18 protein-coding genes and 1 pseudogene are annotated in these 16,725 nt (G+C 62.4%); 13 read left to right on the top strand and 6 right to left on the bottom strand.

Annotated elements, in window-relative coordinates:
* Positions 1 to 128: 128 nt before the first annotated feature.
* Positions 129 to 1,244, top strand: coding sequence for a succinylglutamate desuccinylase/aspartoacylase family protein (locus F3J43_RS20965; RefSeq protein WP_166891415.1), 1,116 nt, complete (start codon positions 129 to 131; stop codon positions 1,242 to 1,244).
* A 13-nt stretch (positions 1,245 to 1,257) separates the two neighbouring features.
* On the opposite strand, the gene F3J43_RS20960 is transcribed toward F3J43_RS20965, so the two are convergent.
* Both F3J43_RS20960 and dcd read right to left on the bottom strand, forming a co-directional pair.
* Positions 1,258 to 1,488, bottom strand: coding sequence for a hypothetical protein (locus tag F3J43_RS20960; protein ID WP_166891413.1), 231 nt, complete (start codon positions 1,486 to 1,488; stop codon positions 1,258 to 1,260).
* Positions 1,489 to 1,583: 95 nt separating this feature from the next.
* Positions 1,584 to 2,150, bottom strand: coding sequence for a dCTP deaminase (gene dcd, locus F3J43_RS20955; protein WP_003258001.1), 567 nt, complete (start codon positions 2,148 to 2,150; stop codon positions 1,584 to 1,586).
* Between the two features lie 329 nt (positions 2,151 to 2,479).
* Here dcd and F3J43_RS20950 point away from each other — a divergent pair, with 329 nt between their 5' ends.
* On the top strand, positions 2,480 to 2,689 hold the full coding sequence (locus F3J43_RS20950) for a cold-shock protein (RefSeq protein ID WP_003254922.1): 210 nt from the start codon (positions 2,480 to 2,482) through the stop codon (positions 2,687 to 2,689).
* A gap of 153 nt (positions 2,690 to 2,842) precedes the next feature.
* Here F3J43_RS20950 and apbC read toward each other — a convergent pair whose 3' ends face one another.
* A complete protein-coding gene (gene apbC, locus F3J43_RS20945; protein ID WP_166891410.1) occupies positions 2,843 to 3,937 on the bottom strand; it encodes an iron-sulfur cluster carrier protein ApbC in 1,095 nt (364 codons plus the stop codon).
* Between the two features lie 158 nt (positions 3,938 to 4,095).
* Between apbC and metG the strand changes: the two genes are divergently transcribed.
* From metG to F3J43_RS20905, 8 genes and pseudogenes are all read left to right on the top strand, one after another.
* The gene (metG, locus tag F3J43_RS20940; protein ID WP_166891405.1) at positions 4,096 to 6,135 is read left to right on the top strand and encodes a methionine--tRNA ligase; all 2,040 of its coding nucleotides are present in this window, start codon (positions 4,096 to 4,098) and stop codon (positions 6,133 to 6,135) included.
* 87 nt (positions 6,136 to 6,222) lie between these two features.
* Complete coding sequence (locus F3J43_RS20935; protein WP_166891383.1) at positions 6,223 to 6,771, top strand: Rnf-Nqr domain containing protein; 549 nt, start codon at positions 6,223 to 6,225, stop codon at positions 6,769 to 6,771.
* A gap of 2 nt (positions 6,772 to 6,773) precedes the next feature.
* Positions 6,774 to 7,169 (top strand): annotated as a pseudogene (rsxB, locus tag F3J43_RS24175) (electron transport complex subunit RsxB); the annotation flags it as partial.
* A gap of 331 nt (positions 7,170 to 7,500) precedes the next feature.
* On the top strand, positions 7,501 to 8,487 hold the full coding sequence (locus tag F3J43_RS20925; protein WP_205298010.1) for an RnfABCDGE type electron transport complex subunit D: 987 nt from the start codon (positions 7,501 to 7,503) through the stop codon (positions 8,485 to 8,487).
* Positions 8,484 to 9,098 (top strand): RnfABCDGE type electron transport complex subunit G, encoded by a 615-nt coding sequence (locus F3J43_RS20920; RefSeq protein ID WP_166891377.1) that lies wholly within the window; start codon positions 8,484 to 8,486, stop codon positions 9,096 to 9,098. Before F3J43_RS20925 ends, F3J43_RS20920 begins: the two co-directional genes overlap by 4 nt.
* Complete coding sequence (locus tag F3J43_RS20915; RefSeq protein ID WP_166891374.1) at positions 9,091 to 9,615, top strand: Rnf-Nqr domain containing protein; 525 nt, start codon at positions 9,091 to 9,093, stop codon at positions 9,613 to 9,615. Before F3J43_RS20920 ends, F3J43_RS20915 begins: the two co-directional genes overlap by 8 nt.
* Positions 9,616 to 9,619: 4 nt before the next feature.
* Complete coding sequence (gene nth / locus F3J43_RS20910) at positions 9,620 to 10,258, top strand: endonuclease III (RefSeq protein WP_166891371.1); 639 nt, start codon at positions 9,620 to 9,622, stop codon at positions 10,256 to 10,258.
* 103 nt (positions 10,259 to 10,361) lie between these two features.
* Entirely contained in the window at positions 10,362 to 10,538 is a 177-nt protein-coding gene (locus tag F3J43_RS20905) for a PA3496 family putative envelope integrity protein (protein ID WP_166891368.1), read from the top strand.
* Between the two features lie 43 nt (positions 10,539 to 10,581).
* Here F3J43_RS20905 and F3J43_RS20900 read toward each other — a convergent pair whose 3' ends face one another.
* Positions 10,582 to 11,208 (bottom strand): response regulator transcription factor, encoded by a 627-nt coding sequence (locus F3J43_RS20900; RefSeq protein WP_166891364.1) that lies wholly within the window; start codon positions 11,206 to 11,208, stop codon positions 10,582 to 10,584.
* 376 nt (positions 11,209 to 11,584) lie between these two features.
* Here F3J43_RS20900 and F3J43_RS20895 point away from each other — a divergent pair, with 376 nt between their 5' ends.
* Positions 11,585 to 12,100 carry a hypothetical protein gene (locus F3J43_RS20895; protein ID WP_166891359.1) on the top strand — a complete coding sequence of 172 codons (516 nt, stop codon included), beginning with the start codon at positions 11,585 to 11,587 and terminating at the stop codon, positions 12,098 to 12,100.
* A 224-nt stretch (positions 12,101 to 12,324) separates the two neighbouring features.
* Here the strand turns inward: F3J43_RS20895 and F3J43_RS20890 are convergent, their stop codons facing one another.
* Complete coding sequence (locus F3J43_RS20890) at positions 12,325 to 13,542, bottom strand: argininosuccinate synthase (RefSeq protein WP_013973956.1); 1,218 nt, start codon at positions 13,540 to 13,542, stop codon at positions 12,325 to 12,327.
* Between the two features lie 128 nt (positions 13,543 to 13,670).
* On the bottom strand, positions 13,671 to 14,669 hold the full coding sequence (locus tag F3J43_RS20885) for a flagellar protein MotY (RefSeq protein ID WP_166891354.1): 999 nt from the start codon (positions 14,667 to 14,669) through the stop codon (positions 13,671 to 13,673).
* A 130-nt stretch (positions 14,670 to 14,799) separates the two neighbouring features.
* On the opposite strand from F3J43_RS20885, the gene pyrC reads away from it, so the two are divergent.
* Together pyrC and rnt are read left to right on the top strand one after the other, a co-directional pair.
* On the top strand, positions 14,800 to 15,846 hold the full coding sequence (pyrC, locus tag F3J43_RS20880) for a dihydroorotase (RefSeq protein ID WP_166891351.1): 1,047 nt from the start codon (positions 14,800 to 14,802) through the stop codon (positions 15,844 to 15,846).
* Between the two features lie 59 nt (positions 15,847 to 15,905).
* Positions 15,906 to 16,517, top strand: coding sequence for a ribonuclease T (rnt, locus tag F3J43_RS20875; protein WP_240164724.1), 612 nt, complete (start codon positions 15,906 to 15,908; stop codon positions 16,515 to 16,517).
* The last annotated feature ends 208 nt before the right edge of the window (positions 16,518 to 16,725 follow it).

Here is a 16,725-nt window from a genome sequence, read left to right as displayed (position 1 = left end):
CACTGAAGATCGCCTGTTCACCTGCCCTCGCGCTGCCCCGAACGCACGGCAAATGATGCGTCCCCCCAGAAGTTGTGCTTCTATCCTTGATCCACCCTCTACAGCAGCCCGTTCCCGCCAGGATCACCATGCACCATTCGACCCACGACCTGCTCTCTCCCGTCCCAGGCATCGCCCGTCAGTTGCACAGCTTCCACTTCGGCCCACGTGGCGCGGGCAAGGTCTATATACAGGCCTCGCTGCACGCCGACGAACTGCCAGGCATGCTGGTAGCCTGGCACCTGAAGCGCCGGTTGCTCGAACTGGAGCAGCAAGGGCGCCTGCTGCGCGAGATCGTCCTGGTGCCGGTGGCCAACCCGGTGGGCCTGGAGCAGGTGCTGCTGGACGCACCCCTAGGGCGCTTCGAGCTGCAGAGCGGGGAAAACTTCAATCGTAATTTCGTCGATCTCTCGGACAACATCGGCGACCAGGTCGAGGGCCACCTCACCACTGATCCGGCACACAACCTGGCCCTGATCCGCGAATACCTGCGTCGGGGCCTGGACACCCAACCCGCCCGCACGCCCCTGCAATCGCAGCGCCTGACCCTGCAACGCCTGGCTTGCGACGCCGACATGGTGCTCGACCTGCATTGCGACTTCGAGGCCGTCGAGCACCTGTACACCACACCGGAAGCCTGGCCCCAGGTCGAGCCCCTGGCCCGCTACATCGGCGCCCAGGCCAGCCTGCTGGCCACCGACTCGGGCGGCCAGTCGTTCGACGAGTGCTTCAGCCTGGTGTGGTGGCAGTTGCAGCAACGCTTCGGCAAACGCTTCCCCATTCCCCAGGGCAGCTTCTCGGTCACCCTGGAGTTGCGCGGCCAGGCCGATGTCAGCCATCCACTGGCGAGCCGGGACTGCCAGGCGCTGCTCGATTTCCTCTGCCACAGTGGCGCCATCGAAGGCCAACCGGCGCCCCTTCCTCCCCTGCGCTATCCTGCGACGCCACTGGCGGCGGTCGAGCCGCTCACCGCGCCCCTCGGTGGGCTGCTGGTCTTCCACGCCAAGCCTGGCCAGTACCTGGAGGCCGGGCAACTGATCGCCGAAGTGATCGACCCGCTGAATGACCGCGTGACGCCCCTGCACAATACCCAGGCAGGCCTGCTCTATGCGCGCAGCGTGCGGCGCATGGCCACGGCCGGCATGGTCGTCGCCCATGTGGCCGGCGAACAGGTCTGTCGCAGCGGCTACCTGCTGGGCAACTGAAAACCTGTCGAGCTCAGGCGATCGGTGAAGGTGGAGGCTCGTCGGGCAAGGTCGGCTCGCCCGGTTCCATCGGCGAATGCTCGCCGGGGTCCGGTGGTTGCGGGGTATCGGGATCAGGCTGGTGCGGCACCCCGCCAGCCTGTAGCGGTATTGGCGGATGCGCCAGCAGCGTCCAGGCCAGCACGCCGATCTGGTTCGGCTGCAGGATGGCCAGCTTGGCGCTGATTGCGGGGTCGAGTTTCATGGGCGGCTCCTGACGAGAGCCGGCGCGCGTGCTGCGCACCGGGACTGTTCCCGTTGGAGTGCCGGGCGGGGAAACAATTCCCCGCGTTTGTCGCCTCAGGTACGCGGCAGGGTCACGCCGCGCTGGCCCTGGTACTTGCCACCACGGTCCTTGTACGAGACTTCGCATTCTTCATCGGATTGCAGGAAGAGCATCTGCGCCACGCCTTCGTTGGCATAGATCTTCGCCGGCAAGGTGGTGGTGTTGGAGAACTCGAGGGTAACGTGCCCTTCCCACTCAGGCTCGAGCGGGGTGACGTTGACGATGATGCCGCAGCGGGCATAGGTGCTCTTGCCCAGGCAGATGGTCAGCACATCGCGCGGGATGCGGAAATATTCGACGGTACGCGCCAGGGCGAAGGAGTTCGGCGGGATGATGCACACGTCGCTCTTGATATCGACGAAGCTGCCGGCATCGAAGTTCTTCGGGTCGACGGTGGCCGAATTGATGTTGGTGAACACCTTGAATTCATCGGCGCAGCGCACGTCGTAGCCGTAGCTGGAAACGCCGAAGGAGATGACCCGGCTGTCCTGTTCGCCGCGCACCTGGCGCTCGACGAACGGTTCGATCATGCCGTGTTCCTGCGCCATGCGGCGAATCCACTTGTCCGATTTGATGCTCATGGCGGGGGGGTCCTGAAAGAGTGCGGGCTGAAAACGAGATGCGCATCTTACCGGTCCCGGCGCCCGGGTTAAAGTTTCCTTGCCCTATCCCGCGCCGGACGGGGCCTGCACAGGCCGTCGATCCGAATTTCATCAAAGCGCTTCTTGGCCATTGGCAGGTCGTGGAAAGTGGGTTAAGGTGGCGCCACTGTGCTGCACGTGACACCGAGAATCTCTAGTTTGATGCACGATCCTGATCGGCCCATCGCTGAATTTTCTGCTCTCTTTGCGCTCAGTCCCGGCCAGGGTTTTTCCTGACCGTTATCAACTTTGTCCAAGGAGACAGAAAAATGTCCAACCGTCAATCCGGTGTTGTCAAGTGGTTCAACGATGAGAAGGGCTACGGCTTCATCACCCCTCAGTCGGGCGACGACCTGTTCGTGCACTTCAAAGCCATCCAAGCTGACGGCTTCAAAACCCTGAAAGAAGGCCAGGCTGTTACTTTCGTCGCTACCCGCGGCCAGAAAGGCATGCAGGCTGAAGAAGTTCAGATCGCCTAAGTCGATCTCGCTTCCTCGCTTTCAAAAAAAACCCGCCATTGGCGGGTTTTTTTGTGTCTGCGGGAGCGCGTCTGCCCGGCAATATCGTTTGCCAGGGCTGACGCCATCGCGGGACAAACGCTCCCCCATGCCCCGCTCAATCCTGCGGCTGACTCAATCCTCGCTGATGGTGATGCTCGGCATCGCCGGCGCAGCGGCCTCCTGCAGCACGATGCGCGCACCCACCTGGCGCGCCAGTTCCTGATAGACCATGGCGATCTGGCTTTCCGGCTCGGCGATGGCGGTGGGCTTGCCGCTATCGGCCTGCTCGCGGATCAGCATCGACAACGGCAGCGACGCCAGCAGTTCGACACCATACTGCGCCGCCAGCTTCTCGCCGCCGCCTTCGCCGAACAGGTGCTCGGCATGGCCGCAGTTCGAGCAGATGTGCACAGCCATGTTCTCCACCACGCCCAGCACCGGGATGTTGACCTTGCGGAACATCTCCACGCCCTTCTTGGCATCCAGCAGGGCCAGGTCCTGCGGGGTGGTGACGATGACCGAACCTGCCACCGGCACCTTCTGCGCCAAGGTCAGCTGGATGTCGCCAGTACCCGGGGGCATGTCGATCACCAGGTAATCCAGGTCGTCCCAGGCGGTCTGGGTCACCAGTTGCAGCAAGGCCCCAGAAACCATGGGGCCGCGCCAGACCATCGGCGTGTTGTCGTCGGTGAGGAAAGCCATGGACATGACCTCCACGCCATGGGCCTTGATCGGCACGAACCACTTCTGCTCGCGCACCTGCGGCCGGGTGCCCTCGGCAATGCCGAACATCACGCCTTGGCTGGGGCCATAGATATCGGCATCGAGAATACCGACCCGCGCCCCTTCCCGGGCCAGGGCCAGGGCCAGGTTGGCCGCGGTGGTCGACTTGCCCACGCCGCCCTTGCCCGAGGCCACGGCAATGATGTTCTTGACGTTGGCCATGGCCGGCACCTGGGCCTGGGCCTTGTGCGTGGCGATGACGCAATCGATGTGCACGCTGGCGGCGGTGACACCTTCGAGGTTCTCGATGGCGGTTTGCAATACCTGCGCCCATCCCCCCTTGAACAGGCCGGCGGCGTAGCCCAGTTGCAGTTGCACGGCGACCTGACCGCCCTGGATATCGATGGCGCGCACGCAACCGGCGCTGACCGGGTCCTGGTTCAGGTAGGGATCGGTGTACTGGCGAAGCACGCCTTCGACGGCGGCACGGGTAACGGCACTCATGGAGGCTCCCATTGGCAAACTGGATACGGAACAGGCGCCTATGCTAACCCGTCAATCGTCAGCAGATGCGCACGCGGGGTGAAATAAATTCTCCAGCCCTTTATAGTGGCCGATCACCCTCATTTTTACCCCGTAGCCAGATAAGTAGCCGAGCCACCATGTCCGAGCCACGTCAGATTCTCGTCACCAGCGCCCTGCCCTATGCCAATGGATCCATCCATCTTGGCCATATGCTGGAGTACATCCAGACGGACATGTGGGTGCGCTTCCAGAAGCTGCGTGGCAACCAGTGCGTCTACGTCTGTGCCGACGATGCCCACGGTTCGGCCATCATGCTGCGCGCGGAAAAGGAAGGCATCACTCCTGAACAGCTGATCGCCAATGTCCAGGCCGAGCACAGCAGCGACTTCGCCGACTTCCTGGTCGACTTCGACAACTTCCACTCCACCCACAGTGAAGAGAACCGCGAGCTGTCGGGCCTGATCTACACCCGCCTGCGCGATGCCGGTCACATTGCCACCCGCTCCGTGACCCAGTACTTCGACCCGGAAAAAGGCATGTTCCTGGCCGACCGCTTCATCAAGGGCACCTGCCCGAAATGCGCGGCCGAGGACCAGTACGGCGACAACTGCGAAAAATGCGGCGCCACCTATGCGCCAACCGAACTGAAGAACCCGAAGTCGGCCATCTCCGGCGCCACCCCGGTGCTGCGCGACTCACAGCACTTCTTCTTCAAGCTCCCCGACTTCCAGGCCATGCTGCAGCAATGGACCCGCAGCGGCACGCTGCAGGACGCCGTGGCCAACAAGCTCGCCGAATGGCTGGACGCCGGGCTGCAGGAGTGGGACATCTCCCGTGACGCCCCCTACTTCGGCTTCGAGATCCCAGGCGAGCCCGGCAAGTACTTCTACGTCTGGCTGGACGCGCCGATCGGCTACATGGCCAGCTTCAAGAACCTCTGCGCCCGTCGCCCGGAGCTGGACTTCGACGCGTTCTGGAGCGAAGGCTCCAAGGCCGAGCTGTACCACTTCATCGGCAAGGACATCGTCAACTTCCACGCCCTGTTCTGGCCAGCCATGCTCGAGGGCGCGGGTTTCCGCAAGCCGACCGCGGTCAACGTGCACGGCTACCTGACCGTCAACGGCGCGAAGATGTCCAAGTCGCGTGGCACCTTCATCAAGGCCCGCACCTACCTGGACCACCTGCAGCCGGAATACCTGCGCTACTACTACGCCGCCAAGCTGGGCCGCGGCGTCGACGACCTCGACCTGAACCTCGAGGACTTCGTGCAGAAGGTCAACTCCGACCTGGTCGGCAAAGTGGTCAACATTGCCAGCCGCTGCGCAGGCTTCATCCACAAGGGTAACGACGGCGTGATGGTCGCAGGTGACGCCGCGCCGGAGCTGACCGAGGCCTTCATCGCCGCCGCACCCTCCATCGCCGAGGCCTACGAAAGCCGCGACTTCGGTCGCGCCATGCGCGAGATCATGGCCCTGGCCGACCGCGCCAACGCCTGGATCGCCGACAAGGCGCCATGGTCGCTGGCCAAGCAGGAAGGCAAGCAGGATGAAGTCCAGGCCATCTGCGCCCAGGGCATCAACCTGTTCCGCCAGCTGGTGATCTTCCTCAAGCCGGTGCTGCCGCTGCTGGCCGCCGATGCCGAGGCCTTCCTCAATGTCGCGCCGCTGACCTGGAACGACCTGCAGTCGCGCCTGGAAAACCACAAGCTCAATGCCTTCAAGCCGCTGATGAGCCGTATCGAGCCGGCGAAAGTCGAAGCCATGGTCGCGGCCAGCAAGGAAGACCTGCTCGCCGCCGAAGCCAAGGCCCCGGTCGGCAATGGCGAACTGGCCAAGGACCCACTGTCGGCGGAAATCGAATTCGACACCTTCGCAGCCGTCGACCTGCGCGTGGCCCTGATCCTCAAGGCCGAGGCCGTGCCAGGCGCTGACAAGCTGCTGCAACTGACCCTGGACATCGGCGACGAGCGCCGCAACGTGTTCTCCGGCATCAAGTCGGCCTACCCGGACCCGAGCAAGCTCGAAGGCCGCCTGACCATGATGGTCGCCAACCTCAAGCCGCGGAAGATGCGCTTCGGCGTTTCCGAAGGCATGGTCATGGCCGCCGGCCCCGGCGGTGAAGAAATCTACCTGCTGAGCCCGGACAGCGGCGCCAAGCCCGGACAGCGCATCAAGTAAGTCTCTAGCCCCGGCCACTGGCCGGGGCATTTCCATCCCGCGCTGCCTGCCGGATAATCACGGCAATCTGCGGCTTTCGGCATCGTCATGAACGACTACGTCCTGGTCCTGGTCAGCGCCGCGCTGGTCAATCACCTGCTCCTGCTGCCTGGGCCGGTCGATCGCGTGCGCTTGCAAGCCCTAGGCCTGTGCGTGGCGCTGCTCGTCATGAGTACGCTCATCATCGGCCAGTGCCTGCTGCAATGGCTGCTCTTCCCCCTCCAGTTGCAGGACCTGCGGCTGTTCCTGCTGCTGCCGCTGCTGGCCGCCCTCGCCTGGGTGATACCCGAGCTGATACGCCGGCTGCGCCCGCTGTGGCCGATCGATGGACTGACTCCGCTGCTGGCTGGCAACGCCCTGGTGCTAGGCTTGCCCTTGCAGCTTGGTGAAGGACGCCTCGACCTGTGGCCGACATTGCTCCGAGGCGTATTCGCCGGTCTGGGGTTCTGGCTGGCCCTGGCGCTGCTTGCCGACCTGCGCGAACGCAGCCGCCATGAGCAGATACCCCAGGCCCTGCGCGGCCTGCCGATCGAGCTGCTCGGTGCCGGGGTGATGGCCATGGCGTTTTCCGGCTTCAATGGACTCTTCACGCAATGAACCTGATTCAACGCATCGACGCCCTGCTGCCGCAGACCCAATGCGGCAAGTGCGGCCATGGCGGTTGCCGGCCCTATGCCGAAAGCCTGGCCACAGGCGAGGCGATAAACAAATGTCCGCCCGGCGGCAGCGAAACCATCGCCGCCCTGGCCGAGTTGCTGCAGATGCCGATCGTCGCCCTCGATGAGCAGCGTGGCCGTGCACCAGCGCAGATAGCCTTTATCCGCGAAGCCGAATGCATCGGCTGCACCAAATGCATCCAGGCCTGCCCGGTGGACGCCATTCTCGGTGCGAGCAAACTGATGCATACCGTGCTCGCCAGCGAATGCACCGGCTGCGATCTGTGCCTGGAGCCCTGCCCAGTGGACTGCATCGAGATGCAACCGGTGCCGGACACGCTCACGCCAATTATCGGCGGCCTAGCTCACACAGCAGAACAACGCCAGGCCCGGGAACTACGCCGCAGCCAGGCACGGCAGCGACACCTGCAACGTGCCGCACGCTTGCATCGCGACGAGGCCAGGCGCGCGGCCGAGCGTCAGGCGCGTCAGCAGCCAGGCGCTGCCAGCGCAGCAGATGCCGCGCTCAAGCAGGCCAAGATCGCCGTAGCCATGAGCCGCGCGCAATTGAACAAGGCCCTTGGGGCCGCTGGCGATGCTCCTGACCGTCTGCAACGTGAACAGCTGGCCAACCTCGAAGCAGTCGCCGAGCAAGCCCGCAAACACCTCGATGAGCTGCAGAACCATGCAGGCGCCTGATCCTCGCCTGCGTGCAGCCATGGGACTGGTCATGCTGGCCTGCACGCCCGGCCTGCTGGTGCTGTTCTGGCTGCATGGCTGGGGTGTGCTGTTCAACCTGCTGCTGTGTGCCGCCACCGCACTGGCCACAGAAAGCCTGTTGCTGGCCTGGCGCAAGCAACCGATCGGCCCTGCGCTCAATGACGGCAGCGCCCTGGTCACGGCCGTGCTGCTGAGCGCCGCACTCCCCAGCCTGGCCCCCTGGTGGCTGCCGATCATCGCGACAAGCGCGGCCATCGGCCTGGGCAAGCAAGCATTCGGCGGCGTAGGTCTCAACCTGTTCAACCCAGCCATGGTCGGCTACGCCTTCGTCGTACTGTGCTTCCCTTTGCCGATGAGCCATTGGGCCAGTCAGGCGCCGGACCTGCTCGACAGCCTGCGCCTGAGTTTCGGCGCCAGCCCGCCGGTCGATGCCTGGGCCAGTCCCACGGTACTCGACGCCCTGCACCATAATCGCAGCCTGACCATCGACGAACTGTTCGCCCACCATCCAGCCTTCGGTCACCTGGGAGGGCGCGACAGCGAATGGGTGAACCTGGCATTCCTGCTCGGCGGCCTGTTCCTGCTGCAGCGCAAGGTGTACAGCTGGCACGCGCCTGCAGGCCTGCTCGGCGGCCTGTTCGTGTTCAGCCTGCTGGGCTGGAACGGATCAGGCTCGGACTCAAACGGCTCGCCGCTGCTGCACCTGTTTTCTGGCTCGACCATGCTGACTGCCTTCTTCATCGCTACCGAGCCGGTCTCCGGCTGCCGACGCCCCCTGTCTCGCCTGCTGTTCGGCGCCGGCGCCGGGCTAGTGATCTACTTGATCCGTACCTGGGGCAGCCTGCCCGACGGCAGTGCCTTCGCCATCCTGCTGATGAACCTTGCCGCCCCAGCCCTGGATCGCTGGGCCGACCGCCGGCAGCAGGCACCGACATGAACCGGCGTGCGCGCAGCCACCTGCTGCTGCTACTGGTGGTCATGCTGGCCGTGGCCGGCACAGTGGCCTGGCAGCGCTGGACCCTCGCACCGATCGATACAGCACAACGCCAGCAACAGGAACAGCAGTGGCTCGCCGTGTTGCCTGCCGACCGCTACGACAATCAGCCATTACGCAGCCCACTCCCCCTGGTCGAACCCCAGTTACGTCACAGCCGTCTGCTCAGCGGCTTCCAGGCCCGCCTGGATGGCACACCCAGTGCCGTCCTGCTGCGTGTCGAATGCCAAGGCTATGCCGGACCGATCGAGCTGGCGGTTGCCATCGATCCTCAGGGGCGTCTGCTGGGCATTCAGGTACTGCGGCAACAGGAAAGCCCAGGCCTGGGCGACCAGTTGGCCGAGCCGACGCATCACTGGCTGGCTCAGTTCTCAGGCAAAGCCCGCAGCGATACCCCGGACCCAGCCTGGGCACTCAAGCGCGATCACGGCGAGTTCGATCAGTTGGCAGGCGCCACGGTCACTTCACGGGCCGTCATCGATGCGTTGCAGGATGCCCTGCGCTATTTCGATGAACATCGCCTGCAACTGCTCGGACAAGCGCCCCATGAATAGGTACTGGTTACTGGGTGCCAGTCTGGCGCCACTGCTCGGCGCCACCGGTACAGCCCATCAGGCACTGCTGATCGCGCTATGTGCCCTGCTGCTATTGACGCTGCATCAGGCATTGATGGCGCCCTTGCGCCGCCACCTGGAGCCCGACGCCCGACAATGGGCCAGCCTGGCGCTGGTCGCAGCACTCGTCACCTGTCTGCAACTGGGCCTGCGCGCCTGGGCGCTGCCCGTCGCGCAGTTACTGGGGCACTATCCCATGCTGCTGGCCCTGCCCTGCCTGGCCATCGATCGACAATTGCCAGAAACCGGCCGCTGGCGAGCGCTGTCCGACCAGTTGTGCATCCTGCTCCCGAGCTTGCTGGCTCTGGGCGCCTGCCGACAGCTGCTGGGCGAGACCTTTGGCCTGCACCTCGCCAGCCTGGCTCCAGGAGGGCTGATAGTGCTCGGTCTGCTGCTGGGCCTGTACAATCACCTGCGTCCGTCGCGCCCCTCCTCACGCCGTCAAGGAAACCTTTGACCCCATGAATGCCGCCAAACGCCTGGAGATCTTTCGCAGGCTGCATGAAGACAATCCTGATCCCAAGACCGAACTGGCCTATACCACGCCCTTCGAACTGCTGATCGCCGTGATCCTCTCGGCCCAAGCCACCGATGTCGGGGTGAACAAGGCCACCGCGCGCCTGTTTCCGGTGGCCAACACCCCGCAAGCCATCCATGCCCTGGGCGTGGAAGGGCTGAGCGAATACATCAAGACCATCGGCCTGTACAACAGCAAGGCGAAGAACGTCATCGAAACCTGCCGCCTGCTGGTCGAACAACATGGTGGTGAGGTTCCAGAGACCCGGGAGGCGCTCGAAGCCCTGCCAGGCGTGGGCCGCAAGACTGCCAATGTGGTGCTCAACACAGCCTTCCGCCAATTGGCCATGGCCGTCGATACCCATATCTTCCGGGTCAGCAACCGCACGGGGATCGCCCCAGGCAAGACCGTGCTGGAAGTGGAAAAGAAGCTGCTCAAGTTCGTGCCGAAGGATTACCTGCTCGACGCCCATCACTGGCTGATCCTGCACGGTCGCTACGTGTGCCAGGCACGCAAGCCTCGCTGCGGCAGCTGTCGAATCGAGGACCTGTGCGAGTATCGCCACAAGACCTCTGACGATTGAAGCAATAGCAAAAACACCAGCGTTCGATTGAAAAAATCTTTTTTACCCGTTCTGCGAATCCCGCTATAAGGTCGGCCAAGGGCCCTTTGGCTTGGAGTGACGCATGAGCACCGATAAAGAAGACTTGGCTATCGACGAAGATTTCCCCAGCGCGGAAGAGGAAACGGAGCCGCAGGTCGAACCTGCGAAGACCAACCTCAGCAAGCGGCGCACGATCGACAATATGCTGGAAGAACGACGCCTGCAGAAGCAACTGGCCGACTTTGACTACGATCTGTAGCGCAACGCACAAAAAAGCCTCCTGAACGGAGGCTTTTTTGTGCTCAGGCCAAACCGTTACGCTGGGCCAGTTCGATAAGATCCACTAATGAGCGGGCGTTGAGCTTCATCAACAACCGGGTCTTGTAGGTGCTGACAGTCTTGTTGCTCAGGAACATGCTGTCGGCAATTTCCTTGTTGCTCTTACCACGGGCAAGTTGCTGCAGCACCATCATTTCCCGCCCTGAAAGACGTTCGACCATTTCGGTCTCGGTCCCCCCTCCGACGCCAGACCGCCCCTTGTGCAACGCTTGATTGGGGAAATAGCTGTAGCCGGAGAGTACAGCTTTTATGGCACTGAGCAATTCCGTCAGTTCCTGCTGCTTGCACACATAGCCGGCCGCACCTGCTTGCATGCAACGCATCGAGAAATGCCCGGCCGCCTGTGATGTCAGTACCAACGTCTTGCTTGCTGGACTTGCCAGGTTGATTCTGGCAATAACCTCCAAACCATCCAACTTGGGGATCCCAATATCCAGAATGACTATATCCGGCAGATGTTCTCGCGTCAGTTGCAAGGCATCTACCCCATTGTCGCTTTCCGCCACCACCTCGTAGCCATGCCGTTCCATCAGCATGCGCACAGCCAGGCGAATGACCGGGTGATCATCCACGATCAGCACTTTGTTCATGCGATATCCATTGATGCGTTATTTTGATTTCGGCTACCCACCAACAACCGAGCATAACGATTATTTACGCTACAGTTTCCCTGGCAAATACGCCGAAGAAGAGACTTACCGCTATTTAGGAAACGTCCTACGCTCGGTTGTTTCACTAAATGTAATAAGGCCCTGCCTGCCTTGAGAGCCTGCTAAGTTAGCGATACGGCAATCTGGATCCAATTACGTAACGCGCACAGTGAGCGCAGGAAATTTCATCTATCCATGAAAGATATTCTCAGCCGTTTTTCACTACGGAAAATCATTCCCGAGCAGGAATAACTTCAGATATCCCTGGAAGGCAGAACGCGCTAAATGATGGATAAAGCTTGCTCGGATGCTCACCATGAACCAGGAACCTATCAGCCCACTGACTCTCATCGCCGTCTTCGCTGGTGTCATCGAAGCGTCCGCACTCGCCTCGCTACCCTTTCTGAGCGAGGAAAGCCAAGAGATCTATACTTGGTTTCTGGTGGGTTTCCCCTTCTTTCTCACGGTGCTGTTCTTCCTTACGCTCAATTTCAACACGGGATCTTTGTTCACCCCGGACAAGCATGATCAGGGCTCATCTTGCGCAACGCCGGTACAAACCGCATCGGAACCCTCCATCAAGAGAGGGTCAGAACGACAGGAGGCACAGATACCCGATCAGGAGCACGACGAGCCGATGATCATCGCCATCTCCGGCCCCGACAGCCGCAAACTGATCGAACGACATGTCTTGCGCATGATTGCCAGGCCACAGAACGCAACCCGGCGCTGGGTGCTGTACAACCTTGACACGCGAGCCTGTATCCACTTTTCGGTGGGGCCTATGACGGAAGATCAAGAAGCCTCTTTCATCATCGATCGACTTCTCTGATCGACAGACCCAAAATCCCGGCACAAGACGTAATGCTGTTCGCTCAAGCGAAGTAGCCGATCAACCTGGATCGTCTGCCAGGCTGACATTGCAGGTGGTACAGCTTGCAAGGCCCCAGGCCAAGCTGGCACACGGGATGGGGGAGTAAACCCTATTCAGGACAGGGCACGGGCATAAAAAAAGCCGATACCAGGAAACTGGTATCGGCTTTTCCGGATGCCGGATCAGAGCAGCGAACGGCCCTTGTTGGCGGCGATGCGCATACGCAGCGCATTGAGCTTGATGAAGCCTGCGGCATCGGCCTGGTTGTAGGCACCGCCGTCTTCTTCGAAGGTCGCGATATTGGCATCGAACAGCGAATCGTCCGACTTGCGGCCGACCACGGTCACGTTGCCCTTGTACAGTTTCAGGCGCACGACACCGTTTACGTTGACCTGCGAAGCATCGATCATCTGCTGCAGCATCAGGCGCTCCGGGCTCCACCAGTAGCCGGTGTAGATCAGGCTGGCGTACTTCGGCATCAGCTCATCCTTGAGGTGAGCGACTTCGCGATCCAGGGTGATCGACTCGATGGCGCGGTGAGCCTTGAGCATGATGGTGCCGCCCGGGGTTTCGTAGCAGCCACGGGACTTCATGCCCACGTAACGGTTCTCGACGATGTCCAGGCGACCGATACCGTTGGCGCCACCGATGCGGTTGAGGTCGGCCAGCACGGTCGCCGGGGTCTTCTCGACACCGTCGATGGCGACGATGTCACCGTTGCGGTAGGTCAGCTCGATGTAGGTAGCCTGGTCCGGGGCGTTCTCCGGGGAGACGCTCCAACGCCACATGTCTTCTTCGTGCTCGGTCCAGGTATCTTCCAGGACACCGCCTTCGTAGGAGATGTGCAAAAGGTTGGCGTCCATCGAGTAGGGCGACTTCTTCTTGCCATGACGCTCGATCGGAATGCCATGCTTCTCGGCGTAGTCCATGAGCTTCTCACGGGACAGCAGGTCCCACTCGCGCCACGGTGCGATGACCTTGACGCCCGGCTTGAGGGCGTAGGCCCCCAGTTCGAAACGAACCTGGTCGTTGCCTTTGCCGGTGGCACCGTGGGAAATGGCATCGGCGCCGGTTTCGTTGGCGATTTCGATCAGGCGCTTGGCGATCAGCGGACGGGCGATGGAGGTACCCAGCAGGTACTCGCCTTCGTAGACGGTGTTGGCGCGGAACATCGGGAACACGAAATCGCGCACGAACTCTTCGCGCAGGTCATCGATGTAGATTTCTTTCACGCCCATCGCCTGGGCCTTGGCGCGGGCCGGCTCGACCTCCTCGCCCTGCCCCAGGTCGGCGGTGAAGGTCACCACTTCACAGTTGTAGGTGTCCTGCAGCCACTTGAGAATCACCGAAGTATCAAGGCCGCCGGAATACGCCAATACGACCTTTTTTACGTCCGCCATGCCATCACTCCACGGGATTGTACGGAAAGCCGATGATTCTACCGGCCTTGCCGAAAAAATTACAATGGGGCGACAGCTTGTGATGACAAAGCGACAGAACTTGTCGATACCGCGACCACTGGTCGCACTCAGGGCTTGGTCGCGGGCGCGGCCTGAGCCGCTGGCGCACCAGCGCCTGTCGCCGGTGTCGCGACGCCACTCGGCGCTGGCGTGGTAGCAGCTGGCGCTGGCGGTGTGACTGGCGCTGCAGGCTTCTCCACGGGCTTCTCGACCGGCGCGACACGGTCGAGCTGGATATTCACCCGGCGGTTGCGCGCGCGGTTGGCGGCATTGTTGTTCTTGACCAGCGGATAACGCTCGCCATGGAAGCGCACGGTGATCTGCTCGTCCGGGATACCATGGGCCTTCAGATAATCGGCGACCGCCAAGGCACGGCGGCGCGAAGTATCACGGTTGGTCAGACGGTTGCCACTGTTGTCGGAATGGCCATTGAGTTCGATATGGTTGACCGTCGGATCGGCCTTCAGATAGTCGAGAATCACATCCAGGCGCGCCTTGCCCGCCGCATCCAGTTCGATCCCACCGCCGGGGAAGCCGACCTGGGTCTGGCGAATCTGGTCGAAGTTCATCGGCAACAGCTTGGTGCTGCAGGCTTGATAGTCGCTGTAGGCCTTGGCGAAGCTGACAGGCATCACATGCACTTCCATCGCCCGGCCACCTTCGCCGGTGTAGTTACGCACCACGGTGCTACGGCCATCGAGCAAGCCATTGATCAGCCGACTGGCCTGGCCTTGGGTCGAGGTGAACAGGACCCCGCTGCGGCCCATGCGCACCGCCCCCAGATTGACGTCGCCACGCCCGGGCTGCCAGGGCGCCGCCGCCGCCAGCAGCGTGGCGGAGCCCGCCCCCAGCACATTGCTGTCGGAGCGCAACTGGAAGACCGGCTGCTCACCGGCGCGGCGCACGAACTCGCCCGTCCCGAAACCGTCGATCGGCTGGATCAGACGACACTCGAACTGGTCACCCTCGACTTTCCAGGCGACGTTCTCCACGCGAGTCTGGAAGGTCAACGCCCCGGCCGGCAGGCTGGCGACAAGGGTGAACAGGGCTAGGTAACGCTGGCGCACGGGCGGCTCCACAGATTCTGACGGCTTACCCCAAGGCTATCGGACACTCGTCGGAAAACTTGATAGCCGTGCTCGCCCCAGGGTTTTCCGGTAGCATTGGCACCTGAGTTCGACCCGCCTGGAAACCCCAATGTCCGATCGCCTGACCCTCTTGCGTCCCGATGACTGGCACATCCATCTGCGCGATGGTGCCGTCCTGCCTCATACTGTCGGCGACGTGGCGCGCACCTTCGCCCGCGCCATCATCATGCCCAACCTCGTGCCACCGGTGCGCAACGCCGCCGAAGCTGGCGCCTACCGCGAGCGCATCCTTGCCGCACGCCCTGCCGGCAGCCGCTTCGAACCGCTGATGGTGCTCTACCTCACCGACCGTACCAGCGCCGAAGACGTGCGCGCAGCCAAGGCCAGCGGCTTCGTCTACGCCGCCAAGCTGTACCCGGCCGGCGCCACCACCAATTCCGACTCGGGCGTGACCAGCATCGACAACATCTTCCCGGCGATCGAGGCCTTGGCCGAAACCGGCATGCCGCTGCTGGTGCATGGTGAAGTGACGCGCAGCGAGATCGACGTGTTCGACCGCGAGAAACGCTTCATCGACGAGCACATGCGCCGCCTGGTCGAGCGTTTCCCTGGTTTGAAGGTGGTGTTCGAGCACATCACCACCAGCGACGCCGCACAGTTCGTCAGCGAAGCGCCGGCCAACGTCGGCGCGACCATCACTGCCCAGCACCTGCTGTACAACCGCAACCACATGCTGGTCGGCGGTATCCGCCCACACTTCTATTGCCTGCCGATCCTCAAGCGCAACACCCACCAGGTGGCACTGCTGGACGCGGCCACCAGCGGCAATCCGAAGTTCTTCCTCGGCACCGACTCGGCACCTCACGCCAAGCATGCCAAGGAAGCCGCCTGTGGCTGCGCCGGCTGCTATACCGCCTATGCCGCCATCGAGCTGTATGCCGAAGCGTTCGAACAACGCAACGCGCTGGACAAGCTCGAAGGCTTCGCCAGCAAGCATGGCCCTGACTTCTACGGTTTGCCGCGCAACATCGACACCATCACCCTGGTGCGTGACGAGTGGACGGCACCAGACAGCCTGCCATTGGGCGACAACACCGTGATTCCGCTGCGCGCTGGTGAAAAACTGCGCTGGCGCCTGCTGGAGGACAACGCGTGAGCGAAGACCTCTACGAAGACGACCAGGACGGCCAGACCGGCAGCAGCTCGCGCCATCCGATGGCCGAGCGTTTCCGCGGCTACCTGCCGGTGGTGGTGGATGTCGAGACTGGCGGCTTCAACAGCGCCACTGACGCCCTGCTGGAAATCGCCGCAGTGACCATAGGCATGGACGAGAAAGGCTTCCTGTTCCCGGAACACACCTACTTCTTCCGGGTCGAGCCGTTCGAAGGGGCGAACATCGAGGCGGCGGCACTGGAGTTCACCGGTATCAAGCTGGATCACCCGCTACGCATGGCCGTGAGCGAGGAATCGGCGCTCACCGACATCTTCCGCGGCGTGCGCAAGGCGCTGAAGGCCAACGGCTGCAAGCGGGCAATCCTGGTCGGGCACAACAGCAGCTTCGACCTGGGCTTTCTCAATGCCGCGGTGGCGCGCAACGACATCAAGCGTAACCCGTTCCATCCGTTCTCCAGCTTCGACACCGCCACCTTGGCCGGACTGGCCTATGGCCAGACCGTGCTCGCCCGAGCCTGCCAAAGTGCCGACATCGACTTCGATGGACGCGAGGCGCATTCGGCGCGTTATGACACCGAGAAGACCGCCGAGCTGTTCTGCGGCATCGTCAACCGCTGGAAAGAAATGGGCGGCTGGCGCGACTTCAACGACTGAGCCACAAGCTTCAGCAGCAGGAAAGCGCAACGCGTTTTCCTGCTGCTTGAAATCAGAGGCAAAAAAAACCGGCCACAAGGGCTAATGCCAGTCAGTTAAGCTGACTGGCATTTTCATTTTCGGGTCGGATATTTTGCTGGTCGTTGCTTAACTACTCTCGGGAACCAACGATCAGGTCGTCGATGAGGCAAGATATACTGCGCCGCTG

Source organism: Pantoea sp. Cy-639, from assembly GCF_011752525.1.
Taxonomy (GTDB): domain Bacteria; phylum Pseudomonadota; class Gammaproteobacteria; order Pseudomonadales; family Pseudomonadaceae; genus Aquipseudomonas.
Note: the sequence above shows the minus strand (reverse complement) of the source record. Positions and strands in the feature narration are given on the sequence as shown.